Here is a 23,582-nt window from a genome sequence, read left to right as displayed (position 1 = left end):
GTAGCGTGAAAAGCGTCCGGAGCACCACCATGCCAGCAGCGAGGATTTCCATGATCACCACGCCCCAGCCCGTCGTCCTGACCAGCAGCAGTATCGAAGCGAGCGATGAGGAGGCGGTGCAGGCCAACGTCACCGTCGTCGACGCCATGCATACGGCACTGCTCCACACGGAGGAAATGTCTCCGGTGGCCGTCCGCAGCTATTACGTCGATTTCTACCTGACGCAGGCGCTGGAGGGCGGCTTCGCGCAGTACGCCTTCCTGGCGGTCGACCGTGCCGCGACGGACACCCTCATCCGCGAGGGCATGGCGGGCATGGGCGCCACCGCACACCTGGAACTGTTCAACCGGTCCGTCGAATGCTACGACGCGTTGTCCGAGGAGGACACCGAGCACTACCTGGACGGCAGCGTCGATGACAGCGGGGACGTTCCCGACGCCGTCCTCCGGATGGAGGAGCTGGACGGCGAATTCGAGGAACTGCTGGAGCAGGAGAACATTACGGCGCTCAACGCCGCCTGGCTGCGCCGCCAGGCAGACCTTGTGGTGCTCGATGACGAAGAGGTGGGCCCCTACATCCAGGGCCTGGTTGCGCACATCCCGGACCTTCCCGAACGCCGCGCCCAGGCCGACGCCGAAGCCCTGGAGGATGCCCCGGACTTCGAAGTGATCATCCGCGAACTGTGCGGTATTGCCGGCTACGAGCTCACGAAGATCACCATGGGCGACCCCAACTACATTCACGACGGTGAGAAGACGCTGGCGTGGCACTTCAGCACCGACAACGGCGACTTCCTCATGGTGGAAGAGGACGAGGAGGCGTTCATGATCAACCCCGAGACGCAGGAAATCGTGGCCGCCGTGGAATTCGAGGACGCAGACCTGATCGAGGCCTAGCAGCGCGGGCGGCATCCCCGGGGCCGGCGCGGCCCCAGGGTTTCCGCATAAACGAAGAGGCGCGGGGCGGGAGTGGATCAGCTGTCCCGCGCCTTCGCCCGGGGAGACCGGAAAAATAAAAACCGGACACCCGTAACCTCCGCGCGGGCTCCGGCGATGTAGTCAGTGATGGGTCCGCCAGCCGGGCCCAATCGGACTTGTTGTCTAGGTTTGGAGAAGTTAAATGTCTGTGTTCACCGTGCTCGCCACCAGCAAAGTCGCCGCCGGAGTCCTGGCTGCAGGAACCCTGGCCGTTGGAGGAACCGGCGCCGCTGCCATCTCGGGCGTCCTGCCCGCCCAGGCCCAGCAGACGGCCCACGAAGTCTTCGGCGCACCGGCCCCCAAGCTCGGCACCGACGCCGCAGCCAACGGCCAGGCCACCCCGGCGCCCACCGCCACCGCCGCCGTTTCCGACGCCCTGAAGACCGCTGACGCTTCCGAGGATGCCACCGCCAAGGCCACCGCCACCGCCAAGGCCGATGACGACAAGGTTTCCGCCAACACCACCGCTTCCGCGGAAGCCAAGACCGCTGTTGACGCTGCCGGTCCGGCAGCCCTGGGCCTCTGCACCGCCTTCACCCACGGCGGACTCAACGCTTCCTCGCAGGCGTTCTCCTCGCTGTCCATCGCCGCCAAGGGTGACGCGAACATCAAGAGCTACTGCGCCGACGTCGTAGCCAAGGCCGACGTTGCCGCCAAGGCTGCCGCCGCTGCCAAGGGATCCGCCTCGGTTGAGGCCGAAAAGCCCGAGGTTCCGTCCGCGCCTGCCGTGCCGGCTGTCCCTGCCGTTCCGGGCACCGAGGGCAACACCACCGTTCCCGCCGTTCCGGCCGTTCCCGCAGTGGGCGGCAACACTGCCCACGCGCCTTCAGTTTCGGTCCGCTAAGGCAGTTGGCTAGTCTGGACTGCGGCTGCGGCCGCAGTCCGGGCAGCCGGGCGGGGTGCGCATGCCGGGGACAGCACCCCTGAACAACCCGCACGAAGGCAGCCGAAAGACCACGTGAACTGGCAGTCCGTACCGGAAACCGGGAAAAGGCGCGAGCCGGGCCCCGGGATGGAGGAGCCGCTGGTGCTAGACACTTTGGCCCAAGAAGAGTTCGACATATTCGACAACGCAGCCGGAACGGATCCGGCGGCGTTCTTCGCTGCTGCCTACAAGACCTTCGCAGGGCCGGTGCAGGGCTACCTCAAAGCACGCGGACTTGATGACCCCGAAGCTGTCACCCAGGACGTCTTCATGGCGTTCTATCCCAGGATCGGCACCCTCACCGGGGGCCTGCAGGGCGCTAAGTCGCTGATCTTTTCCATCGCCCACGCCCGCATGGTGGACCACTACCGCCGGCTGGAGCGACGCCCGCGGCTGACACCATACGACCCCCAGCACGACGGCAGGACAACCCCGTCCGCGGAGGACCACGCCGTTGAACTAACCGGCGGAGCCGCCGCCATGCTGGAAGGGCTCAGCGAAGAACACCAGGAGGTCCTGGCCCTTCGCGTCGTGGCGGACCTGTCCATCGAACAGGTGGCCGCCATCATGGGCAAGAGCGCCGGAGCCATCAAACAGCTTCAGCGCCGCGCCCTGCAGAACCTTAAGGCACAAACGCTCAAGAGAAACCAGGCGAATCATGAGTGATACCGCAGGATCCCGCAACGACGGGATGGTTGACCGGCTTCTGCTGGAGGCAGGCGTCGACGACGACGGACAGCTCCGTGACGCCCTGCTCGACCTGCGTTCGCTGGCAGCCGGAGCCCCGGCGCCTTCAGCCGACATCGCCGCACTGATGGCAGGTGCGCCCACTGGCGCCACCGCCACGGCGGTTCTTCCCGCCACTTCTTCCCCGGTCACGTCGGTGCTTCCCGCGGCGGAACCGGCGGATGAACTCGCCGCGCGCCGGAGGGCCAAGCGCCGCATCACGCTCACCACGCTCTCCGTGGCCGCCTCCCTCGCAGCCGGCGGCGCCGTCGCCGCTGCCTCCGATCAAAGTTTCCGTGATTCGTTCAGCCAGCTGAACCATGCGGTCACCTCGTTCGTGACCGGTACCACCGCCGCCCCCGCAGGCACCAAGGGCGGGGAAGCACCGTTGCCGGGTCCCGCGGCGACCCGGCCCTCAGGGGCCAGCCCGGAAGCTGTCCCGGCGGCATCCGCAACCGCTCCGGCACCCGCCGGCGGGGCGTCGTCGTCCGCTGCCGTGCGGCCGGGCAGCACCCCCACCCACGGATCCACCGCTGCCCCGGCACAGAAACCGGCCGGGGTCCCGGCGGAACCGTCACTTCCCACGGACGTCCCCGGGGAGGTCAGGAAGGGCGTGGAGCAGGCACCGAAACTGCCGGTCCCCATCCCCACCGGGGTCCCGCTCCCCGGCAAAGCCACGGACGTTCCCCTGAAGTAGTCCGGACCGCATTCGAGGGAGGTCAGTAGGCCTGCCCCGGAGCCTTGGCCATGGCCCCCGACGGATCGGACAGGAACCACACGCCACCGATGCCCTGCCCCAGGGTGTCACCGGGTTTGGTGTCCTTGGCGAAGTAGTACAGGGGCATGCCGTTCAGCGTCACCTGCTTCTTTCCGTCCGCGCCGGTGATGGTCCCCAGCTTGCCGGTGACCCCCTCCGCTGTGGGTGTCCCCGATGTAGTGGTCAGCGGCGGCCACTGGACGGCGCAAGAGCCGGTGCACGCGCTGGTGCCGGAATCCTTGGTGTCCTTGGTGAAGAAGTAGAGGCTCATTCCCTTTCCGTCCACCACGATGCTGCCCGCCGCCGAGGAGGACGCCGTCTTAAGCTCGACGGCGGCACCCGCCTGCGGAGATGACACTGCGGGCGAAGCGGACGAGGCGGGGGATGGGGAAGCCGCGGTGCCCGTGGCGGGGCTGTTGGCAGCGGGTGCGGTGCCGGAGCTGCTGCCGCAGCCGGCGAGGGCTGTGGCGAGGGCCAGGATCGCCAGGCCCGGGCCGAGATGGTGCTTCATGGTGTGCTCCCTTGGCTGGATTCTTTCCTAGGTAGGGCCCGGCGTCGGATCACCGGACGCTAACCCCTACGACGCCTCCGGGTGAAGAATGGTTCACACACCGGCAGAATGCACGGACCGGGGAATTCACGGGCCTGCCTGAGGCCGGCCGGCAGGGCCCGCAGCAGCCGATTGAACCGTTTCCGCCCCGCCGGCGTCGTAACAGCCGGAAGCGGAGTGTTTCGGCTCCACGCCAGGTGACGGGAGGAGTGGGATGCCGCTCGATGACAGCGTGGTGGAGGCAATCTACCGCGAGCACGGCAGCGCCCTGCGCCGCTTTGTGCTCAGCGCCACCCGGGATCCGCAGCTGGCGGAGGACGTGGTCCAGGAAACCGTGCTCCGCGTCTGGCAGCACGCCCCGGACATCAACGGCAGTTTCCGCAGCTACCTGTACCGCACAGCCAGGAACGTGATGATCGACAACTATCGCCGGAGCCAACGCCGGCCGGCCGAGGCCCTTGGAAGCGGCCTCGCAGATCCCGTCGAGGTGGTGGGGCGCGTCGACGAAATGCTTAATCGGGTTTTGATGGAGGAAGCGCTGTTGAGGCTGAGCAAGGAACACCGCGAGGTCCTGGTGGCCCTGCACTACCGCCGGTTCACGGTCAACGAGGCAGCAGTCCAGCTCAATATCCCCAGCGGAACGGTCAAGTCCCGTGCCTACTACGGGCTCCGGGCCCTGCGCACCATCCTGGACGAGATGGGGGTGGAACGGTGAGCCCCAACCCGCACCACCTGCTCGGGGCCTACGTCCTGGGCGGCCTCGATCCCCAGGACCTCGCCCTCTTCGAAACCCACCTCCAGGACTGCGCCACTTGCCGCAAGGAACTGGCCTCGCTGGAAAAGGTGCCCGTGCTCCTGGACGCCCTCCCCGTCCCCGACGCCCTGGCGCTCACCGCCGCCCCCGGAGGCAACGAGGACGTCGGGAACAGCGTTCCCGCCCGCCTTTTCGCCGAACTGTCCCGCCGGCGTCGGACCGTACGACGGCGGTGGGTGGCTTTGGCGGGCGCCGTTGCGGCGGCATGCCTGGCAGTGGGCCTGGCGGTGGGGCCCTTGCTGGTCAGGCCGCCGCAGCCGGATGCAACCTACTCCGTGGCCCTGGGGGACGGGCTGCAGGTCCACATCGACATGGCACGCAAAGCCTGGGGGACCGAGCTCGCGGTGAGCGGCAGCAGTCTTCCCCCGGACGGAACTCTCTCGCTGTGGGTCCGCGACCGTGCCGGCGGAGAGGACCGTGCCTGCGCCTGGTCCGCCACCGCCACGGGGAAGGTCAAGGTCACCGGGGCAACGCCCATCCAGCTGGCCAGCATCTCCAGCGTTGAACTGCGCGACGGCGCCCAGCATGCGGTGGCCGTAATCACCGTTCCCTAGGCCCCTCCGCCCTCTGCTGCATCGCCCGGAACTCTGCCACCAGCGCCTCGTCCTCGCAGGCGCGGGCGAAGGCCTCGATCCGCCGTTCGATCTCGTACCCCAGAAGCCGGCTGCCGATCCGCTCCATTGCTGCCCGGAGGACGGCGGGCCGGCAAGAAAAGGTGTACTTCCAGACTGCCCGTGTGCCGTCGCCGTCCCCGGTAAAGCGCCAGCCGCCGCCGAAATTATCGAAGAACCACGGACCGGACACCATGGTCATCCCGACGCTGCGCGGCGGGGCGAAGGAGACGTACCGGCTGACCATGGTCAGGCCCAGCCGCGACCTGGTGCGGGTCCGGACGCCCTTCGCCGGCGCCTTGGCGCCGTCAAGGAAGGACTGAGCGGAAATGAAGGGGTCCCACCGGAGCCGGAAGGCCCCTGTGGTCTGGGAAAGGGCGAAGGCCGTCTCGGGGTCGACGCGGATCAAACGCTCGGCACGGACTTGTGGCATCCTTCAACCCTAGCCACACCCGGGCCGGTTACTTGCTCATTTTGGCCAACCGGGCGCGCATCACCATGTACGCGCCGTAGCAAATCAATCCCGCTCCCACCGCGGCCAGGAGGTACGGGCCCATGGGTTGGTCGCGGAGTGCGCGCAGTCCGCCGTCCAGGCCAGTGGAGTCTTCCGGGTGCTGTTTCACCGTGGCCACGACGATCAGCAGGCCTGCGAGCAGGAGCACGGTGCCCTTCGCGAGGTAGCCGGTCACGCCCAAGGCGGTCACGGCCGTCCGGGCCGGGCCGGGGGAGGGCATCCGCAGTTGCTTCTGGAAGGATTTCTTGGGTCCCCTGATGCCGTAGACCACGCCGGTGACAGCCACCGCCAGGCCGATCACCACCAGCAGAACCACGCCGCCGGGGGCCACCATCACGGAAACAGTGAAGTCGCTGGTGGCCTTGCGATTGTCGCCGCCGGAGCCGGTGCCCGTGACGAAGTGCCACAGCGTCAAGGCCAGCACGGCATAGACAATTGCCTGCAGCACGGCCTTGGCCTTGTTCTTGGCTTTTGTTTTGGTGGGCTGGTGGTTGAAATCGAAGATCGCATCGCTGGTCTGCCACAACGACAAGGCGGCGCAGGCCGCGAAACTGCCCCACAACAGGAAGGGGCCAACAGGCATGGTGGCCAACTCGGCCACGGCGCCGCTGAAATCGGCACTGCCGGTGCCGCCCACGGCCAGCCGGATAGCAATCGCACCCACCAGCAGGTGCAGGATGCCGCTGACCGCAAAACCCAGCCGGGCAAGAATCTCCAGGACACGCGAATTCGTGACGTCTTCGGCCTTATCAACGGCCTGTTGCAATTCTTTTTTGATCGTCGTTCCTTTTGGACAAGCGCGGTAGTGCGCTGGTGTGCGTGCCCTTCTTACAATGGCAATCGTGCCACGCCGGCCCGGTCCGGAACAGCCGGGCCCACAGCTGGGGGCCCGGCTCACCGCGGGCCGCCGCGCGGCCCACCCGGGTTCCCGGGTGACGGGGGATGGGGAGGGATCCCCATCGCCGGGGCCGGCCACCTGTGCAACCATAAGGACCAGCGATTCACACGCACCGCACACTTCCCGGGGGAAACGATGACTTTTTACGGCGCTGACATCAGCCAGTTGCGGGCTCTGGCCAAGGCAGCGGACCAGGCCGCGTCCCTGTTGAGCAGCCGCGCCGGCACCCTGCACAGCCAGATCCAGTCCGCCCCCTGGAAGGGGCGCGACGGTGAGCGCTTCCGCCAGGAGTGGAGCGGCAGCCACAGGCCCAGCCTGGACAAGGTGGTGGCCAGCCTGCGGGAAAACTCAAAGATCCTCATGCGGCAGGCCGACGAACAGGAGAAGGCCTCCACCGCAGGTTCCGGCGGTTCCGGGACCAGCACCTGGGACCGGCTCACTTCGCTGGCCGCACAGGCCCGGGAATGGCTGAAGGAGAAGGGCGAGGCGGCCAAGGCCGCAGCCGAACACCGCCAGGAACTCGAGACCGCGCTGGACCGCATGGTCAACGCCAGCCCGGAAGAACAGGCCAAATGGTGGGACAGCCTGTCAGAGGCGGACCGCAAGTACCTGATTGAGGGCGCAGGCAGCAACGGGCCCTTCGCGGAGGACCTGATGCGCATGGACGGCGGCATCCCCGCCGCCGCCCAGGAATTGGCCAAGCACCACCTCCAGGAACTGGCCAAGGCGGATATTCCGATCTACTCGGAGACGGGCAAGGCCTCCATCGAGGCCCGGGTGGCGTGGGTCCACGGTGGCGCCGAAGTGGGCACGGAAGTGGTGGAGAACGCGGACGGCTCCGCCACCATGAAGGTGTACGGAAACATGGGCCTGGGCGTCAACGACACCTCCGGCACGGCGGGCGCCACCCTGACCGGCGAAGTCTCCCGGGAGTACAAGTTCGCCACCGTCGAGGAGGCCATGGCGGCCCGTGCGCAGATGTACAAGGACCTGCCTCCGGACAGCATCGGAGACATCAAGGACGTGGCCGGCAACCCGCCCGGATACATCCTGGACAGGATCAACCATGCCGCCAGCGACAACGGGTCAACCGGCCAGACGGACAAGGCAAAGGGAACGTTCTCGCTGGAAGCCTCGGGCGAATCCGGCACGGCGTCCGGCTCGGCGAAACTCGACCTTGCCTATGAGCGCAACCTGACCGATGGGACGTCGACGGCCAGCGGCGAGGTCTCGGCGCAAGGCAAGCTCAACCTGGACGGACGGGTGTTCGAAGCATCCGGCAAGGGTGGACTGCAGGTCAACATGGACAAGAGCAACAACATCGATTCGGTGTCCGTGTCCATGGATGGGACCGTGGCGCAGGGGGCAACCGAAGGCGTGGATGCGAAGGCCGCAAAGTTTGACTCCACCGTCACAGCAGGCACGCAGGGCACGGTCAAGATCGATGTGGATTACTCCCCGGAAAACCGGCCCGTCATTGACAGCTACTTGCGCAACGTTGCCCTCGGCGATGAAGCCGGCGCTGCCCGGGATGCCGCCAAGCTTTACGAGGCCGGCTCCGCCACCGTCCAGGTGAACTCCGTGGTAACCGCCAAGAACGAGGCCGGATTCGATGTGAAGTTGGGCGAAGTGGAAGTGAAAACCGAGAACCAGTCCACCACCAATATCTCCACGTACTATAAAGTCCCCAACGACACCAAGCTCGAGAGGCTCTGAACCATGTCAGTGCACATCGAATCCCCGCTGGGCTTCACCGCAGACTTCCCCGAGCACACCCAGGTCCTGGACGACTCTACGGCCGGCCCCAACAGCGAACAATACGGGCTGCTCGGCGGCGTCCTGGTCACCGTGATCAAGGACGACACCTCCGTGCAGGACGCGCCGCAGGCCAACGGATGGGCACACCTGATGTCGGATTTCTATCGCGAGGAGCGCGGCGGCACACTGCTGGCCGAGGGCGAGCTGAACCTTCCCGGCAAGTCCGCGTACGGCGTGGTGGTGGGTTATGACGACGCCGAAGGGTCGGCAAAGGTGGCAGCCACCGTCGGCGTATGGGAAAGCGGCCGGTTCATCGGCGTGGTGGTGATCTGGCCGTACCTGAACCCGGAGGCGGAGCCCAGGCTGGACATGCTCAAGGAAATCGTGGCCGCGATCAACGTGGGCTAGCGCCCCCCGCTCGCACCGCTAGAACCGCTCGCGCGGTCCCGCGGTTCAGCGGCGGCGGTAGCAGAGATCGAAGATCAGCCGGCCGGCCTCGTGTGCCTTCGCCTCGAAGCTGGTCCGGATCCTGCCTTCGAACCGGGGCGCCCAGCCGCCGGTTTCGTCAACGCCCTCATTGGGACCGGTGTGCCCCGTGCTTACGGGTGCCCGTCCCTCCCTGACAGGTGCACCGCCCACCAGCGATTCGACGCCGGACTGCCACACCTGGGTCAGCGGGCTTTCGGGGCCGCGGCGTTCGCCGGTGTGCAGGTTTTCGAAGTCCGCTGAGCCGGCCATGACGTCCCGGACATGAATGGCGTAGTTGGACCAGTCGGTAGCGATCCGGAACAGGCCGCCGGGTTTCAACGCCTTTGCCGCCAGGCCGGCGAACTCGGGCTGGATGAGGCGGCGCTTGTGGTGCCGCGACTTATGCCAAGGATCCGGGAAGAAGACCCACAGTTCGCTGACGGAACCGGAGGGAAGCATGGTGGCCAATACCTCGGGGGCATTCGCCTCCACCACGCGGACGTTGGTCAGGCCCCGGCTGTTGATCTTGATGATCGTGTTGGCGAGCCCGGGCGTGTAGACCTCCACGGCCAGGAAGTCCGTGTCCGGATTCTGTTCCGCCGCATGGCAGATGGCATCGCCCAGGCCGGACCCGATCTCGACGACCAGCGGGGCCTCCCGGCCAAATTCGGCCGCGGCGTCGAAGGTGTAGTCGGGATGGACCGAGGTGTTGGCAACGTGCCGGGGAACGTCCACAGCCCACCGCTCCGCGTGCTCGGCCCAGGCGGCCTGCCGCCGGCCCTGAAGCCGGGTGCCGCGGCGCACGAAACTGACGGGCCGGCCGCCGTAAGTACCGAAGGAAGCTTGGGTTCCGGGCGTAACGGGCCTGGGGACATGCGGCTGCTGGGGGTTTTCAGGGGATTCGCTCATCCCTTCCAGAATAGCGCCGCGGGGACAGCGGACGATCGGAGCCCCGCGAATGCCCTGCGCCCGAAGCACTCCGATGCTCAGAACACGCCTACGAGGTCCAGGGCGGGACCGAGTGCCAGGGCGAAGACCACACCGCAGATGCAGAGGGCAACTGCGGCCGCGGACCGGCTTCCGGATCCCCGCGGCAACTGTTTCAGCGCTGGGAGTGCCAGCCGGAGACCGAGGAAGGCAAAGAGGAGAGGCAGGCTGAACAGCACGAAGGGAGCTACCCAGGGTGTGCGGGAGTAGCCGTTGTCCGAATACGTCAGGAGCATGGCCAACCCGGCGAACGGTCCCGTCAGGAGCATGCTGAGCGGGGCAAGGATCGCCAGGACCAGGCTGTTGGTCGCTTTATGGCCGGGCATTCCCGGCGGCTGGACAGGGCCGCCGTGGACGGGAGGCGGCCCTGTCCCGTCCGCCAGTGCGTTCTCCGGCGATGTGCCCTCCAGTGGTCCACCCTTCCGCGCCCGACTCTCGGGCGCGGAAGGGTGTGATTCCGGCTGCGGTGTGGTTTCCATGGTGTTCCCCTTGCTAGGTGCCGCCAAGTGCGTGGCGGCTGGTAACAACCTACGAATCTGCCTGGAGCGCCGGGAGGTGCGCGCATCCGTATGTGGAAAACTCCACGCCGGTGGCCGCCTGCAAGAATGGGCGGATGACGGACGCAACGAATGCCGAGGCAATGAGGCAACGGCAACGGGCTGTTTCCGGGGACCCCCAGGTGCGGGCCCGGACGGGCAGCAGCCGGGTGGACCCGGGTACCTTGGTGGACGCTGAAATTGATGAGCTGCCCGCGGCGGGTCCTACGCGGGTGGGCGGCCGGCGCGCCCTGGTCTACCTGGGCGTGTGCCTGGTCCTGATCGGCCTGAACCTGCGCAGCGTCTTCTCCAGCCTGTCCGCGGTCCTGCCGGAAGTGACGTCGCAGGCCGGGTTGCCCGGCTGGTCCGTGGTGGTGTTGACCACGGTCCCCGTGACGCTGCTGGGTGTGTTCGCGCCGCTGGCCCCGGTGCTGGCCCGGCGGTTCGGCGCGGAACGGGTGCTGCTGGGCGCCATGGCCCTGCTGACAGCGGGACTGCTCCTGCGGCCCGTTGATACCGGGGCAATCGTGGGCGGGGCCGGCCACCTGCCCGCGCTCCTGGCCGGGACGGCCGCCTGCGGCGCAGCGATCGCCCTGTGCAACGTGCTCCTCCCGGGCCTGGTCAAGCGGGACTTCCCGCACCGTCTGGGACTCATGGGCGGCCTCTACACCACCGCCATCTGTGCCTCTGCGGCGCTCGGGGCCGGCTTCACCTACCCGGTCTACACGGCGACGGGGGAGTGGACCAAGGCGCTGTGGGTCTGGTCGGTGCCCGCCGCCGTCGTCCTGGTGCTGTTCCTTCCCGTGGCCGTGCGGCAGGGCTCTGTGCGGCACCAGGCGGTCCGGGACGGCGTCAACGTCTGGCGCTCCTCCGTCGCCTGGCAGGTGACCATCTTCATGGTGCTGCAGGCCATGATGTCCTTCAGCGGTTTCGCCTGGCTGGCGCCCATCCTCCGCGAGCGGGGCGTGGACGGGGCCACGGCAGGGCTGATCGTGGCCGTCTGCATCGGCCTGCAGATGCTGGGCTCCCTGTTCGCACCGGCATTGGCCGCGAAGTTCCGCGACCAGCGCACCATCAATGCCGTGGTGGCGCTGATGACCGGCGCGGGATTCGTGCTGAGCATCCTGGGCCCGCTGGACCTGATCTGGTTCTGGGCAGGCCTGCTGGGCCTGGGCCAGGGCAGCCTCACGGCCTGTGCGCTCACCTTGATTATGCTCCGCACGCGGGAAGGGCACACCGCCGCGCACCTGTCGGGCATGATGCAGGGCGTGGGCTATGGGGTGGGCTCCACCGGCACCCTCATGGTGGGCCAGCTCCACCAGGCCACCGGATCCTTCGTGCCTGCCGGCATCCTGTTCACGGTGGTGGGCCTGCTCGCGGCCGTCTTCGGCTACCGTTCCGGCCGGAACGGGTACGTGGGCGAGGAACCGTAATGCAGGACCCCACGCTTCCCGCCGTCCACCACGCCACGGGGATCTTCCGGCCCCCGTACATTTGGGTGACGGTGGGTACCTGCGCCCTGGTGTTCCTCGCTGCGTTCGAATCCCTGGCCGTGACCACCATCATGCCGCTCGCCAGCCGGGAACTGAACGGCGGGAGCCTCTACGCGCTGGCATTCGCAGGACCGCTGGCCACCGGTGTCATCGGCATGGTGGGCGCCGGCAACTGGTCGGACAGGCGCGGTCCCGCGCTTCCGCTGTATGCCTCCGTCGCGTTGTTCGTGGCCGGCCTGCTCGTTGCGGGCACGTCGGTTTCCATGCCCATGCTGGTCGCCGGACGCCTGGTCCAAGGCCTCGGCGGGGGCGCCCTCACCGTGGCCCTGTATGTCCTGGTGGCGCGGTTCTACCCGGGCACGCTGCATCCCAAAATCTTCGCCGCGTTTTCGGCCGCCTGGGTGGTGCCCTCCCTGGTGGGGCCCTTCGCGGCCGGTGTGGTGGCGCAGGTCTTCAGCTGGCACTGGGTGTTCCTGGGCGTCGTGGGACTGGTCGTTCCGGCGCTCGCCATGATCGTTCCGGTCCTGCGCGGACTGGACCCGGCAGAATCGCCAGGCGAAGCGGAAGAAACCATCCCGCCGTGGGCTCTCGCCCGGCTCGGGTGGGCGGTCCTGGCCGCGCTGGCCGTACTGGGGCTCAACCTCTCCGCCGGCCTCAGCATCCCCGCTTTTCCGCCGGCCAAGGCACTCCTGGCCGTTGCCGCCGTCGTCCTTGCCCTGGCCGCGGTCCGGCCGCTGGTGCCCGCCGGGACCCTTCGCGCACGGCGCGGCCTGCCCAGCGTGATCCTGGCCCGCGGCCTCGCTTCGGCGGCCTTCTTCGGGGCGGAGGTCTACCTTCCCTACCTGCTGATCGACCAGTATGGCTTCCCGCCCACCTTGGCGGGCGTCACCCTCACCAGCGGGGCGCTCGCGTGGGCCGGTGCCGCCGCGGTCCAGGGCCGCATGGGCCCGCGGCTGCAGCACCGGAGTGCTGTCCGGGCGGGGTCGCTGATGGTGCTGGTTGCCATCGTCCTGGCGCTGGCCACCGCGGGCCTCCACTGGCCGGCCGCCGTCGCCATCGCCGGTTGGGTGTTGGCAGGCGGCGGGATGGGCCTGGTCTATCCCCGGCTGAGCGTGATGACACTGGCTCTGTCCAGCAAGGACAACGAGGGTTTCAACAGTTCCGCCATGTCCATTGCGGACTCGCTGGGCGGGGCGCTGTCGCTGGCCGCCACCGGGATCGTCTTCGCGGCATTTTCGACGACGGTCCAGTCTTTTGCGGGCGTCTTCGCCTTCACCGCGGCCCTGGGGGTGGCCGCGGTGCTGGTGGCACCGCGTGTCACCGGGAAGAAGGGCCAGTCCGGCTAGGGAAGGCGGGTGGCGCGCAGGACAACGTCCGCAAGGGTGGCCTCCTGCCCGTCCGGCCCGGTTGCCGGGCGCTCGCGGCTGGTGAGTACCTCCAGCTGCCAGCCCGGGCCGTCCAGCGCCAGTTCCCGGACCAGCTGGTCTCCGGTGTAGAACATCTCCAGGTGCTGGTGGTGGTCGTTGCCCCACGGCGGCAGCCGGTCCGGGTGGTGCCCCACCACCAGCAGGGTCCCCCCGGGCTTGACGGCTGAGGTGGCGGCCCGGAGCGGGACCCGCCAATCGAGCTCCTGGGAGTGCAGGAACTGCGAGGTTACGAGGTCGTAGGAACCTTCAGGCTGCCACTGCGTCAGGTCTGCCTGCTGCCAGGTGATCCGGCGGCGGATGTCCCCGTTGGCGGCGTTGACGCTTTCGCGTGCCAGCTCGGCCAGTTCGTGCGAGCGGGCCCGTTCCAGCGCCACGGCGGAAACGTCCACGGCGGTCACGGACCAGCCTTGCCGGGCGAGCCAGATCGCGTCGGCGCCTTCGCCGCACCCCAGTTCAAGTGCCTTGCCGGGGCGCAGGCCGCCGGCCTCATGGACCAGCTGGGGGTTCGGCTTTCCGCTCCAGAGCCGGGCTTTGCTCCGGTACCGCTCGTCCCAAACCGCCCCGGGGCTGACGCCGCCGCCCGTTTCCGGCACCTCGCCGGCGTGGTGCGCGTGGTGCTGGTGCGCTTCGTTTTGGTGCGTGTCCTGGCCGTGCCCCGGGTGTTCGCTCATGCTCCAACACTGCCCCGCCATGCCTCCGATGGCAACGCCGCGGACGGGCTCCCTGCGGCGGGATGGTAGACTGGAGGAACTTGATGTGCAGTGATGCCGCCTGCTCCGGATCTGGAGTTCCTTCCAGGGAGTGGGCTTTCTTCATGTGAGAGGCACATCCTGCGTCGATGAACGCGTTCCATTTGGTCCCGGCCGGCTGTCCTATTTACAGCGCCCGGTTGATCACCTGACTTTTCTTCGGCGAAACCCCTGGTCCAACCGGCATCGGGGGCCGATATCCGCCCGGATACCGCCAGAAAGACCGTAAAAAACTACATGACTACTTTTGCTGCCCTCGGTACTCCCAAGGCCCTTGCAGACACACTCACCGCGCAGGGAATCGTTGAACCGTTCCCCATCCAGGTGAAGACCCTCCCGGACACCCTTTCCGGCCGTGACGTCCTTGGCCGCGGCCGGACCGGATCCGGTAAAACCATTGCTTTCGCCATCCCGCTTGTAGCAAGACTCGCTGAGCGGGAAGCCAAGCACTTCCGCAAGCCCGGCCGCCCCATGGGCCTGGTCCTGGCACCCACCCGTGAACTGGCAACCCAGATCAACGCCACCATCGAGCCGCTGGCCAAGGCCGCAGGCTTGAACACCACCGTGATCTACGGCGGCATCTCCCAGGCCCGGCAGGAGAAGGCGCTGCGCGCCGGCGTCGACATCGTCATCGCCTGCCCCGGCCGCCTGGAGGACCTGATCCGCCAGCGCATCCTCACCCTCGAAGGCGTGGAAATCACCGTCCTGGACGAGGCCGACCACATGGCCGACCTCGGCTTCCTGCCCGTGGTGAAGAAGCTCATGGACATGACCCCCAGCCAGGGCCAGCGGCTGCTCTTCTCCGCCACCTTGGATAACGGCGTGGACAAGATCGTCCAGCGCTACCTGTCCAACCCGCTGACCCACTCCGTGGACGACCCCCAGGCGGCCGTGACCACCATGGAGCACCACGTGCTGGTGGTCAACGACCAGACCGTCAAGAAGCAGCTGATCGTGGAGCTCGCCTCCGGCGCCGGCCGCCGCGTCCTCTTCATGCGCACCAAGCACCACGCCCGCAAGCTGGCCAAGACCCTGACCGACGCCGGGATCCCCGCCGTGGACCTGCACGGCAACCTTTCGCAGAACGCCCGTGACCGCAACCTCGCCGAGTTCTCCAACGGCGACGTCCGCGTCCTGGTGGCCACCGACGTCGCAGCCCGCGGTGTGCACGTCGACGACGTCGAACTGGTCATCCACGTGGATCCGCCCACCGAGCACAAGGCGTACCTGCACCGTTCCGGCCGCACCGCGCGTGCCGGCTCCGACGGCACCGTGGTTACCCTGACCCTGCCGGAGCAGCAGTCCGACGTGAAGAAGCTCATGAAGGCTGCCGGCGTGGACGTCAGCTTCGAGCGCGTCACCGCCAGCTCTCCGATCGTGGCAGAACTGGTCGGCGACATCGCCGAGAAGGTCGACCCGCGCACCCGCGCCGCGCTGCTGGCGGCCAAAGCCCCCAAGCAGGGTGCCGGTACCTCCACCGGTGCCAATGCCGAGCGCAAGCGTGCACGCCGCCAGGCTGCGCCCAGCGCCGGTGGCCGTGGCGGTCGCGGCGGACGCGGCAAGGTTTCGGCCGAGCCCGCCCGCAGTGACTCCCCCCGCGCAGAACGCCGCGCAGCAGCCTTCGAAGGCCGGACCGAAGCCCGCGCCGCCTTCGACCGCAACGCAGAGCAGAACGAGGACCGCGCTGTTGCAGCGGCGGCCGCCCGCCGCAATGCCCGTGGCCGCGGCACCGCTTCGACCCACCGCAACGACGTCCCCGCAGCAGGTGGCCGCTCATCGGCCGGCCGCGGTTCCGACGGCCGTGCAGCAGAGGGCCGGGGCGATTCCCGGATCACCCGCAGCGACGCTCCGCGCGGCGGCTCCGGCCGTCCGGCCTCGGGCGGGCGCCCGGCGTCCGGCGGTGGCCAGCGCAGCGGGCGGCCGGCAACCGGCCAGCGTGCAGCGGCAGGCGCCTCCGGCCAGCGTTCGTCAGGCGCCGGCGGAAGCAAGGCTGTCTGGTCCTCGAACACCGGCGGAACCTCCGGCGGCTCCTACGGTTCCGCCAGCGGTGGCAACGGCGGCTCGGGCCGTCCCGCCCGCAGCGGCCCCAGGCGCGCATCGGCTCCGGCGTCGAACGAGCGCCGCGGCCGCTGATCCCCACCGGCCCCCTCGCCTCGCAGGCTCGGCCAGGGAACCCTGCCGGCGTGGGCCCAGAGCCAACCCATCGAGTGCTCCGTAGTTGTCGTTATGACGCGTCTAAACGACAACTGCGGAGCACTCGATGCGTTTTAAGGGGCTGCTACCAGCCGCGGGCGCGCCACTCTTCGAGGTGCGGCCGTTCGGCCCCCAGCGTGGTGGGCTTGCCGTGGCCGGGATGCACGACGGCGGTGTCCGGGTAGGCGTCGAACAACCGCTCCGTGACGTCGGACAGGAGCTGGGCGAATCGTTCCGGGTCCTTCTGCGTGTTGCCCACCCCGCCGGGGAACAGCGAGTCACCGGAGAAGATGTGCGCCGGCCCTTCCGGGTCCTGGTACACCAACGCGATCGAGCCGGGCGTGTGGCCCCGCAGGTGCACGGCGGTCACGTCGAAGCCGTCGAAATTCCCGACGTCCCCGTGGCTTAGCCGCACGTCCACGGGAACCGGCAACGCATCGGCGTCGTCCGTTCCCGCCGCTGTCCGGGCCCCCGTGGCGTCCACCAGCTCCTTCAGCGCCCGCACGTGGTCCCAATGCTGGTGCGTGGTGGCGATCAGGGCCAGCCGCGTCTCCACAGCAGTGTCCCGGGCACCGTCCGCCAGCAACTGCTGGATGGCGGGAAGGTCATCCGCGGCGTCAATGAGCAGCTGCGCCCCGCTGTCCTTGGCGGTCAGCAGGTACACGTTGTTGTCCATCTGGCTGACGGAGATGCTGCGGATGGTGATGGCCGGCAGGTCGTAGAGAAGTGAGTCCATGGGCTTCAGTCTAGGGACGGGCTACAGGGCCAGCGGCAACGTGGTGGAGTAGACCTGCTTGGACGGCGGGCCTGCCAGTATTTCGTGCAGCGCGTTTTTGCCTTCCGGCGTGGTCCGCCAGGCCGCGTAGTCGTCGTGGTCCTGCGTGGTGGCCCACGTTTCCACCACCAGGATGTGGCAGGGGTCCGCGTCATCAACCAGCGCCTCGATGCCCTGGTTTCCGGGCCAGGCGCGGGTGGCAGCGAGCGTTTCGGAAAGGTACTTCGCGGCGTCGTCGAGGCGGGCGGGGTCGATCCGGACTTCGAAGTGGACGATGGCAGGCATGGGGCTCCTTAGAATTGCTGGCAATTGCACGGTTTGGTTGGAAACAAAAAGGCCTTATTCGCGCCCTTCCGACACCCAGGCGGGGTTAGCGGAGCGGGACCCGACGACGGCGTCCGAGGCCGCGGCGAGGACCTCCAGGTGCGCGGGGGTGAGGTCCAGGGCGAGGGCGCCAAGGTTTTCATCGATCCGGGCAGCCTTCCGGGTGCCGGGGATGGGGACGACGGGCAGGCCGAGCCGCTTGCCCTGTGCGAACAGCCAGGCCAGGGCCACCTGCGCCGGTGTGGCGTTGAGCTGGTCCGCCACGGACCTGATGGCATCCACCACCGCCTGGTTGGCGCTGGCGGCATCCGTGGCGAAGCGCGGGATGTTCCGGCGGAAGTCATTTTCGCCCAGGCTTGAGGTGTCCACGGTGCCGGTGAGGAAGCCACGGCCCAGCGGGGAGTAGGGGACAAAACCCACCCCAAGCTCTGCTGCGGCGGGAACCACGTTGCGCTCCACATCCCGGCTCCAGATGGACCACTCGCTCTGGACCGCGGAGATCGGGTGGACGGCGGATGCGTCCCGGAGTTCCTGCGCCGTCACCTCGGACAGGCCCAGGTGCTTGACCTTGCCCTGCTTCACCAGATCCGCCATGGCGCCCACGGTTTGCTCGATGGGGACTCTGAGGTCGCGGCGGTGCATGTAGTACAGATCGATGACGTCGGTGCCCAGCCGCTGCAGGCTCCGGTCCACAGCCTGGCGAACGTACTCCGCATCGCCCCTGATGTCCGTGTAGCCGTCCGCGGGGTTGCCCACCAGCGCGAACTTGGTGGCCAGCTGGACTTCGTCCCGCCGGTCCTTGAGCAGCTGGGAAATGAGCTCCTCGTTGCTGCCCCCGCCGTAGATGTCGGCCGTGTCGATGAAGCTGACCCCGGCGTCGAGGGCGTGGTGCAGGGTCTGCAGTGCCTCAGCAGGGTCCACCTCGCCGTAGACCGGCGTGAGGGCCATCCCGCCGAAGCCCAGGGGGCTGACGGCCAGGCCGTCGCCGAGCCGGATCTTTCGGCCGTGGTCAGTGGGGTTATGTGCCATGGTGCTCCTGTTCGGTTCCTGCGGTGGGGAAGGGGGACGTTTACAGCCAGGGTATGACGCGGTCCGCCGCCGGGCGGGCGGCCTGGATCAGCCGGGCATTGGCTTCATCGGGTCCGGTGGCCCAGGCAACCGCTGCGTCCCGGTCCATTCCGAACGACACGTGCCGGTCCACCAGCCGTTGCAGCCGGAGGTCGTGCGGGGTTTCGAGGAACCAGACCTCGTCCAGCTGCGCCCGCACTTCCTTCCACGGTTCCTGGTCCGCCAGCAGGTAGTTCCCCTCGGTGATCACCAGCGGAACCTCGGCCGGGACGGCGATCGAGGCGGCCACCGGCTCGTCCAGGCTGCGGCGGAACTCCGGCGCGTACACCACTGCCTCGTCCCGGAGCGTCAGGCGGCGCAGCAGCGAAAGGTAGCCACCGGCGTCGAACGTATCCATGGCGCCTTTACGCTGCCGGAGCGGGGTCCCGTCAATGATCGCGTTGCCCAGGTGGAAGCCGTCCATCGGCACCACCACCGACGTGCCCGGGCTGAACTGCTCCTGCAGCCAGGCTGCAAACGTGGACTTGCCGCACCCGGGCGCCCCGGCTATGCCCAGGATGGTCCGCGTTCCGGGCAGCAGCCGGCGCCGCAGGGAATCCACGGCCACGGCGATCTCGGGGGAGTGCATGGCAAAAGCCTAGTCACCGCTGCGGACCCGTGGTGCATCTTTTGGTGCCGGCAACGCCTTCAGGCCAGCGGCGCAGCCCACGATGCCGGCAATGAACAGGAGCTTCAGGAGGCTGAAGGGCTCAACGCCGGTGGCCATCGCCCAGCCCACCGTCAACGATGCGCCGATGCCCACCCAGATCGCGTAGGCCGTGCCCAGCGGAATGCTCCGGATGGCCATGCCCAGGCCCAGCATGCTCAAGGCCGCCGTGACGGCGAAAACAACGGTGGGAAGCGGCTTGCTGAAGCCGTCGGACAGGCCCAGGGCCGTGGCCCAGACAGCTTCCAGGACGGCGGAGGCCAGCAGTACCAGCCAGGGAACTGAACGTTTCACCGTTACGCCACCACCTTCAGGCCAACCACGCAGGCGGCGATGCCGGACAGCAGCATCAGCCGGGCCGCCGTCGGGCGTTCAACCTTGGCGGCCATTGCGTAGGCGGAGGTCAGGACGACGCCGACCCCCACCCATACGGCATACGCCGTTCCGGTGGGAATGGACTGCATCGCGATGGCAAGCCCGCCGGTGCTCGCCGCGACGGCCACCAGGAACAGGGCCGCCGGCGCGAGGCGGCGGCGGCCGGAAACCTGGGCGGATCGGTGCAGGGCGGCTGCCCAGACGGCCTCCAGCGCACCGGAAAGAAGAAGAATTATCCACGACATGACCAGATCCTTTGGCCAGTCTTGTCGCGTGCCGGGTACTGAACCGTCGTCCGGAGGCTCGAGGGGCGGAGCCTTGGATTCCAGCGTAACAACGCACGACGCCGGGCGGCCACCGATGGTGCCCAACCTCACCACACGCGCTGCTACGAGGCGGACTCCAGCGGGTCGATCGATACAACTGCCAGGAAGCCGCGGCCCAGGATCGCGGGGCTGTTGGCGTCTGAGCCTGCCACGGCGTCGTAGCGGCCCAGTTCCACCGGCTCGCCGTCCGCCTGTCCGCCTTCACTGACCACAGCCTGGCCCTGCAGCAGCACCGCCAATTGTCCGTCGAAGACCGGGTGGGACCGCTTCTTGGACAGCTCAATGATGGAGGTGTACCCCTTGTAGGCCGCGGAACGGGTGATGACGTTCAGGTCCCGGATGTCTCCGGTGGGCAGCGACCCCGTGGTGGCGGCCCCGCCGTCGAACCTGAAGGGACGGTACTTCTCCACTGGTTGCTCCGCGCCGTCGACGGTGAGCAGGAGCAGTTCACCGTCGATGACCGTCAGGACCCGTTCCATGCCGGGGAACCCGGAAAAGTCGCCTGCCTTGGTGACGTCCGCGATGCTCACCCGCCAATCCCAGCCGCCTTCGGCTGAATCCAGGCGGGCGATTTCCCTGGTCACCCCGCCCCCATTGCGCCATGGTTCGGCCTTGAGCCCTGCGAAGCGGATGATCTGCATGAGCCCAGCCTAGTTCCCCTGCCCGGCCCCGGAGTGGTCCGGCATCGCAGGTGCGCCCCGTCCCTGCTAATCTCCTGCGGGGGGTCAACGCGAAAACAGCCTGAAGGAGCCGGGAATGTTCGTCAAAGTGTGTGGTCTCAGTACGCCCGAATCGGTCCGCGCGGCGGTGGAAGCAGGGGCCGACGCCGTAGGTTTCGTACTCACCGCCAGCCCCCGGGTTGTCTCGCCCTCCCAGGCCGCCTCCCTCTTGTCGGAGGTGCCCGCTGGAGTTCGCCCGATCGGTGTGTTCCGCGACGAACCCGTGGTCGACGCCGTCGCCATCGCCCGGGCGGCGGGCCTTGAATGGATCCAGCTGCACGGGGACCGTTCCCGGGCGGACGTGGCAACGGTGCATAACGCCGGCATGAAGCTGGTCCGGGCCATCACCATGGGTGCATCCGAGGATGAATTCGAAGACTGGGGCGAGGACCTGCTCCTGATTGATGCGGCGGCGCCGGGCTCGGGAGAGTCCTGGGACTACGCCTCCGTGGCGGCGTTGCCGGTGCTGCAGGGCCGGGACTGGCTGCTTGCCGGCGGCCTGGACGCGGCCAACGTGGGCCAGGCGTCAGCCGCTGCCCAGGCCTGGGGCGTGGACGTCTCCTCGGGCGTCGAGGTGTCCCGCGGCGTGAAGAACCTGGCAAAGATCCGCGCCTTCGTGCAGGCCGCCAAGGCAACAGCGGCGGTATAGCGCTGCGCTCAGGGCAAGATCAGGGGAGTCCCCTACCTTCTTGCGGGAGGCGCGGGGGCAGAATGGGTTCATGAAGACACTTCTGAACATCATCTGGCTTGTTTTCGGCGGCTTCTGGCTTGCCCTGGGCTATTTCCTGGCGGGCGTAGTCTGCTGCCTGCTGATTGTCACCATCCCGTGGGGCATCGCGTCCTTCCGGATCGCGGCCTACACGCTCTGGCCGTTTGGCCGGATGGTGGTTGACCGGCCCGGCGGCAATGGTGTCTTTTCGCTGCTGGGCAACGTGATCTGGTTGCTTGTTGCCGGCATCTGGATTGCCATTGGCCACGTGCTGACGGCGTTCGCCATGGCGATGACCATTGTGGGCATCCCGCTGGCCATCGCCAACCTCAAGCTGATCCCGGTGTCCCTGATGCCGCTGGGCAAGCAGATCGTGCCTTCCAGCAGGCCGTTTGCCAGCAACTACCGCTAAGGGTCAGCGCGCCGGCGGCAGCGGGCGGAACACGCCGTCCTGCAGGATGGCCACGGATCCGCTGCCGTCCAGTTCGGCCGCGATGTCCACGTCCTCCGCGTAGCCGGCGCCACTCAGCTCGCGGCCGCTGGAGCACCGCAACAGCACCTCGCGCAGGCGCGGCTCGGCGGCTTCGAAAACGGCCATCGCCGCCACGGCTTCCGGAGCATAGCCGTGCCTGCCGTCGCCGGCTTCATAGCCGCCCTTCCCGGCGGCTGCCAACCCTGCGATGAAAGCACCGGCCCCGATCTGGTCTTCCACGGCGGCCCGGAAGGTACCGTCCTGCCAGCGCTCGCCGGCCGCAACCACGGCCACCACAGCGTCGCCGGGAAGGTTGGCCGCGATCCAGTCCGCCGTTGCGGCGGCGTTGCGGAGGCACACCGAGGCCACCAGTGGAACGTCGCCTGCCAGCTCCTGGCAGAGTTCAGAGCCGTTGGGGGACGGCAGGACGATCCGTTCCAGCGTTTCTGCGCCGCGGATGCTTGCCGGGGAGAGGCTCAGGCCGCCGCCGTCGCGGGGGCCCGCCAGCTGGGCGTGGTGGTGGGCGGCAAAGTCTTCCGCCGTGGTGTCCCGCCACGGGAAGGGGAAGACCTCCGCGTTCCGGTCCAGTGCCACGCTGACGCAGGTGCTGAAGGACAGGACGTCCACCACCACCGCGATGTCCGCGCCGGGGGCGACGGTCCTGGCGCCGTTCAGTCCCCAGTCAAGCCGCACCTCGAACGGGAGTTGGCGGTGCGCGGCGTTTGCTGAGTGGGTGTGGCGCGGAGTGGAACGGGGAGCGTTCATGCCAGTTCGCCTTTCAGGTTGCGGTGCGCGGCGGCCTGCCACAGTTCCTTGGCTCGGCGGTGGTGGAAGAGCGGGTCCAGTTCCAGGAGTTGGCGCACGACGGCGGCCCGGCCGGCGGCGAAGTCGGCATCGCCGATGTGCGCGTAGTCCTTCCGGACGGCCGCGAGGTAGCGGGCGTACTCCTCCGGTTCCCCGCCCAGGATGGACAGGTCCGCGTCGGAGAGGAGGGCGCCGTCGTCGTCACCGGGTTCGGGCCGGTGGTCGGATGTCAACAGGACCAGCCGGACCACCTCTGCCACATCCGCCTCGGGCAGGCCGGCCGCGGTGAGCCGGTCTTCGGCCAGACGGGCGGATTCTTCCTCGTCCTGGCCCGCCGTGCCCCGGTAGACGGCGTCGTGGAACCACGCCGCCAGCAGCACGGTCCGTGGTGCCTCGGCCGGTTCGGTGAGCAGGTCCAGCGCCTCCAGGACGGAAAGCAGGTGGGTGCAGCTGTGGTAGTGGCGGTGGGGCTCGCTCCAGCGGTCCAGCAGGTCCAGGAAAAGGGCATCGTGCCCGGGCATGATCGCTTCCCAGCGGTTCAGCAGGGGAACTTTCAACGATTTGTTCCGCCGGCGGGCCGGTATCCGCAGTCCGCTGGCGATCAGCTTGCGGACCAGGAGCCGGGCTTCCACCGGAACCGCTCCCGCCGCCACCAGTTCATCGAACCGGCGCTCCGGGACGTCGTAGTGGTCGCCGTCGAACGCCCGCTCGGGAATCCCCGCCGCAGCCGCGAACACATGCAGCTCCTCCAGCGATGTATCGGAGACCAGGTGTGAGAAGTGCGTTCCGTGTGCAGGCCACAATGGCGGGTCAATGTAGATGGCCATGGAAGGAGTCTAGTGCTGCCGCCGGGCCCTTAGCCGTGCGACCGGCGCCGCGGTCAAATTCCTCATGTGCGTTGTGATGGCATCAAAGTAATCG

General features: G+C 68.2%; 28 protein-coding genes and 1 riboswitch. Of the genes, 13 read left to right on the top strand and 15 right to left on the bottom strand.

The window, feature by feature from the left end; translation table 11 throughout:
• The first annotated feature begins 50 nt into the window (after window positions 1-50).
• From QRN53_RS09515 to QRN53_RS09500, 4 genes are all read left to right on the top strand, one after another.
• Window positions 51-896, top strand: coding sequence for a DMP19 family protein (locus QRN53_RS09515; RefSeq protein WP_285243771.1), 846 nt, complete (start codon window positions 51-53; stop codon window positions 894-896).
• A gap of 223 nt (window positions 897-1,119) precedes the next feature.
• Window positions 1,120-1,821: a protein tyrosine phosphatase gene (locus QRN53_RS09510; protein WP_285243770.1), complete on the top strand. Its 702-nt coding sequence runs from the start codon at window positions 1,120-1,122 to the stop codon at window positions 1,819-1,821.
• Between the two features lie 168 nt (window positions 1,822-1,989).
• The gene (locus QRN53_RS09505; protein ID WP_285243904.1) at window positions 1,990-2,568 is read left to right on the top strand and encodes an RNA polymerase sigma factor; all 579 of its coding nucleotides are present in this window, start codon (window positions 1,990-1,992) and stop codon (window positions 2,566-2,568) included.
• Window positions 2,561-3,325, top strand: coding sequence for a hypothetical protein (locus QRN53_RS09500; RefSeq protein ID WP_285243769.1), 765 nt, complete (start codon window positions 2,561-2,563; stop codon window positions 3,323-3,325). The genes QRN53_RS09505 and QRN53_RS09500 overlap by 8 nt, the downstream gene beginning before the upstream one ends.
• A gap of 22 nt (window positions 3,326-3,347) precedes the next feature.
• On the opposite strand, the gene QRN53_RS09495 is transcribed toward QRN53_RS09500, so the two are convergent.
• On the bottom strand, window positions 3,348-3,896 hold the full coding sequence (locus QRN53_RS09495; RefSeq protein WP_285243768.1) for a COG4315 family predicted lipoprotein: 549 nt from the start codon (window positions 3,894-3,896) through the stop codon (window positions 3,348-3,350).
• Window positions 3,897-4,149: 253 nt separating this feature from the next.
• On the opposite strand from QRN53_RS09495, the gene QRN53_RS09490 reads away from it, so the two are divergent.
• Both QRN53_RS09490 and QRN53_RS09485 read left to right on the top strand, forming a co-directional pair.
• Complete coding sequence (locus tag QRN53_RS09490; protein ID WP_285243767.1) at window positions 4,150-4,650, top strand: sigma-70 family RNA polymerase sigma factor; 501 nt, start codon at window positions 4,150-4,152, stop codon at window positions 4,648-4,650.
• Complete coding sequence (locus QRN53_RS09485; RefSeq protein WP_285243766.1) at window positions 4,647-5,303, top strand: anti-sigma factor family protein; 657 nt, start codon at window positions 4,647-4,649, stop codon at window positions 5,301-5,303. Before QRN53_RS09490 ends, QRN53_RS09485 begins: the two co-directional genes overlap by 4 nt.
• Here QRN53_RS09485 and QRN53_RS09480 read toward each other — a convergent pair.
• The gene (locus QRN53_RS09480; RefSeq protein ID WP_285243765.1) at window positions 5,290-5,793 is read right to left on the bottom strand and encodes an SRPBCC family protein; all 504 of its coding nucleotides are present in this window, start codon (window positions 5,791-5,793) and stop codon (window positions 5,290-5,292) included. The genes QRN53_RS09485 and QRN53_RS09480 overlap by 14 nt on opposite strands.
• A gap of 28 nt (window positions 5,794-5,821) precedes the next feature.
• Window positions 5,822-6,640 carry a DUF1206 domain-containing protein gene (locus QRN53_RS09475; RefSeq protein WP_285243764.1) on the bottom strand — a complete coding sequence of 273 codons (819 nt, stop codon included), beginning with the start codon at window positions 6,638-6,640 and terminating at the stop codon, window positions 5,822-5,824.
• A 267-nt stretch (window positions 6,641-6,907) separates the two neighbouring features.
• Here QRN53_RS09475 and QRN53_RS09470 point away from each other — a divergent pair, with 267 nt between their 5' ends.
• Window positions 6,908-8,488, top strand: coding sequence for a fimbrial protein (locus QRN53_RS09470; protein WP_285243763.1), 1,581 nt, complete (start codon window positions 6,908-6,910; stop codon window positions 8,486-8,488).
• Window positions 8,489-8,491: 3 nt separating this feature from the next.
• Window positions 8,492-8,938, top strand: a complete 447-nt coding sequence (locus tag QRN53_RS09465; protein WP_285243762.1) for a hypothetical protein — start codon at window positions 8,492-8,494, stop codon at window positions 8,936-8,938.
• A 45-nt stretch (window positions 8,939-8,983) separates the two neighbouring features.
• Here QRN53_RS09465 and trmB read toward each other — a convergent pair whose 3' ends face one another.
• Window positions 8,984-9,907 carry a tRNA (guanosine(46)-N7)-methyltransferase TrmB gene (gene trmB / locus QRN53_RS09460; protein WP_285243761.1) on the bottom strand — a complete coding sequence of 308 codons (924 nt, stop codon included), beginning with the start codon at window positions 9,905-9,907 and terminating at the stop codon, window positions 8,984-8,986.
• A gap of 77 nt (window positions 9,908-9,984) precedes the next feature.
• Window positions 9,985-10,464 (bottom strand): hypothetical protein, encoded by a 480-nt coding sequence (locus QRN53_RS09455; protein ID WP_285243760.1) that lies wholly within the window; start codon window positions 10,462-10,464, stop codon window positions 9,985-9,987.
• A gap of 134 nt (window positions 10,465-10,598) precedes the next feature.
• Between QRN53_RS09455 and QRN53_RS09450 the strand changes: the two genes are divergently transcribed.
• Together QRN53_RS09450 and QRN53_RS09445 are read left to right on the top strand one after the other, a co-directional pair.
• A complete protein-coding gene (locus QRN53_RS09450; protein ID WP_285243759.1) occupies window positions 10,599-11,954 on the top strand; it encodes an MFS transporter in 1,356 nt (451 codons plus the stop codon).
• Window positions 11,954-13,360: an MFS transporter gene (locus tag QRN53_RS09445; RefSeq protein ID WP_285243758.1), complete on the top strand. Its 1,407-nt coding sequence runs from the start codon at window positions 11,954-11,956 to the stop codon at window positions 13,358-13,360. The genes QRN53_RS09450 and QRN53_RS09445 overlap by 1 nt, the downstream gene beginning before the upstream one ends.
• Here QRN53_RS09445 and QRN53_RS09440 read toward each other — a convergent pair.
• Window positions 13,357-14,112 (bottom strand): SAM-dependent methyltransferase, encoded by a 756-nt coding sequence (locus QRN53_RS09440; RefSeq protein WP_285243757.1) that lies wholly within the window; start codon window positions 14,110-14,112, stop codon window positions 13,357-13,359. The genes QRN53_RS09445 and QRN53_RS09440 overlap by 4 nt on opposite strands.
• A 315-nt stretch (window positions 14,113-14,427) precedes the next feature.
• On the opposite strand from QRN53_RS09440, the gene QRN53_RS09435 reads away from it, so the two are divergent.
• On the top strand, window positions 14,428-16,323 hold the full coding sequence (locus QRN53_RS09435) for a DEAD/DEAH box helicase (RefSeq protein ID WP_285243756.1): 1,896 nt from the start codon (window positions 14,428-14,430) through the stop codon (window positions 16,321-16,323).
• Window positions 16,324-16,468: 145 nt separating this feature from the next.
• On the opposite strand, the gene QRN53_RS09430 is transcribed toward QRN53_RS09435, so the two are convergent.
• From QRN53_RS09430 to QRN53_RS09400, 7 genes are all read right to left on the bottom strand, one after another.
• Window positions 16,469-17,119 carry an MBL fold metallo-hydrolase gene (locus QRN53_RS09430; RefSeq protein ID WP_285243755.1) on the bottom strand — a complete coding sequence of 217 codons (651 nt, stop codon included), beginning with the start codon at window positions 17,117-17,119 and terminating at the stop codon, window positions 16,469-16,471.
• 21 nt (window positions 17,120-17,140) lie between these two features.
• Window positions 17,141-17,443 (bottom strand): putative quinol monooxygenase, encoded by a 303-nt coding sequence (locus tag QRN53_RS09425; protein ID WP_285243754.1) that lies wholly within the window; start codon window positions 17,441-17,443, stop codon window positions 17,141-17,143.
• A 54-nt stretch (window positions 17,444-17,497) separates the two neighbouring features.
• Complete coding sequence (locus tag QRN53_RS09420) at window positions 17,498-18,511, bottom strand: aldo/keto reductase (RefSeq protein ID WP_285243753.1); 1,014 nt, start codon at window positions 18,509-18,511, stop codon at window positions 17,498-17,500.
• Between the two features lie 40 nt (window positions 18,512-18,551).
• Window positions 18,552-19,178, bottom strand: coding sequence for a nucleoside/nucleotide kinase family protein (locus QRN53_RS09415; RefSeq protein WP_285243752.1), 627 nt, complete (start codon window positions 19,176-19,178; stop codon window positions 18,552-18,554).
• Window positions 19,179-19,187: 9 nt separating this feature from the next.
• The gene (locus QRN53_RS09410; RefSeq protein ID WP_285243751.1) at window positions 19,188-19,550 is read right to left on the bottom strand and encodes a DMT family transporter; all 363 of its coding nucleotides are present in this window, start codon (window positions 19,548-19,550) and stop codon (window positions 19,188-19,190) included.
• Window positions 19,551-19,552: 2 nt separating this feature from the next.
• On the bottom strand, window positions 19,553-19,876 hold the full coding sequence (locus QRN53_RS09405) for a DMT family transporter (protein ID WP_285243750.1): 324 nt from the start codon (window positions 19,874-19,876) through the stop codon (window positions 19,553-19,555).
• 10 nt (window positions 19,877-19,886) lie between these two features.
• Window positions 19,887-19,953: riboswitch (guanidine-III (ykkC-III) riboswitch) on the bottom strand.
• 66 nt (window positions 19,954-20,019) lie between these two features.
• Window positions 20,020-20,598 (bottom strand): HutD/Ves family protein, encoded by a 579-nt coding sequence (locus QRN53_RS09400; RefSeq protein WP_285243749.1) that lies wholly within the window; start codon window positions 20,596-20,598, stop codon window positions 20,020-20,022.
• Window positions 20,599-20,713: 115 nt separating this feature from the next.
• Between QRN53_RS09400 and QRN53_RS09395 the strand changes: the two genes are divergently transcribed.
• The gene (locus QRN53_RS09395) at window positions 20,714-21,325 is read left to right on the top strand and encodes a phosphoribosylanthranilate isomerase (protein WP_285243748.1); all 612 of its coding nucleotides are present in this window, start codon (window positions 20,714-20,716) and stop codon (window positions 21,323-21,325) included.
• 70 nt (window positions 21,326-21,395) lie between these two features.
• Entirely contained in the window at window positions 21,396-21,797 is a 402-nt protein-coding gene (locus QRN53_RS09390; RefSeq protein WP_285243747.1) for a YccF domain-containing protein, read from the top strand.
• A 3-nt stretch (window positions 21,798-21,800) separates the two neighbouring features.
• Here QRN53_RS09390 and QRN53_RS09385 read toward each other — a convergent pair whose 3' ends face one another.
• Window positions 21,801-22,622, bottom strand: a complete 822-nt coding sequence (locus tag QRN53_RS09385; RefSeq protein ID WP_285243746.1) for a 2-phosphosulfolactate phosphatase — start codon at window positions 22,620-22,622, stop codon at window positions 21,801-21,803.
• Window positions 22,619-23,488, bottom strand: a complete 870-nt coding sequence (locus QRN53_RS09380) for a DUF4031 domain-containing protein (protein WP_285243745.1) — start codon at window positions 23,486-23,488, stop codon at window positions 22,619-22,621. Before QRN53_RS09380 ends, QRN53_RS09385 begins: the two co-directional genes overlap by 4 nt.
• Window positions 23,489-23,582: the final 94 nt, after the last annotated feature.

Origin of the sequence: Pseudarthrobacter sp. fls2-241-R2A-127 (genome assembly GCF_030209355.1) — a bacterium.
GTDB lineage: Bacteria > Actinomycetota > Actinomycetes > Actinomycetales > Micrococcaceae > Arthrobacter.
This window is presented reverse-complemented; position numbering and strand designations above follow the sequence as displayed.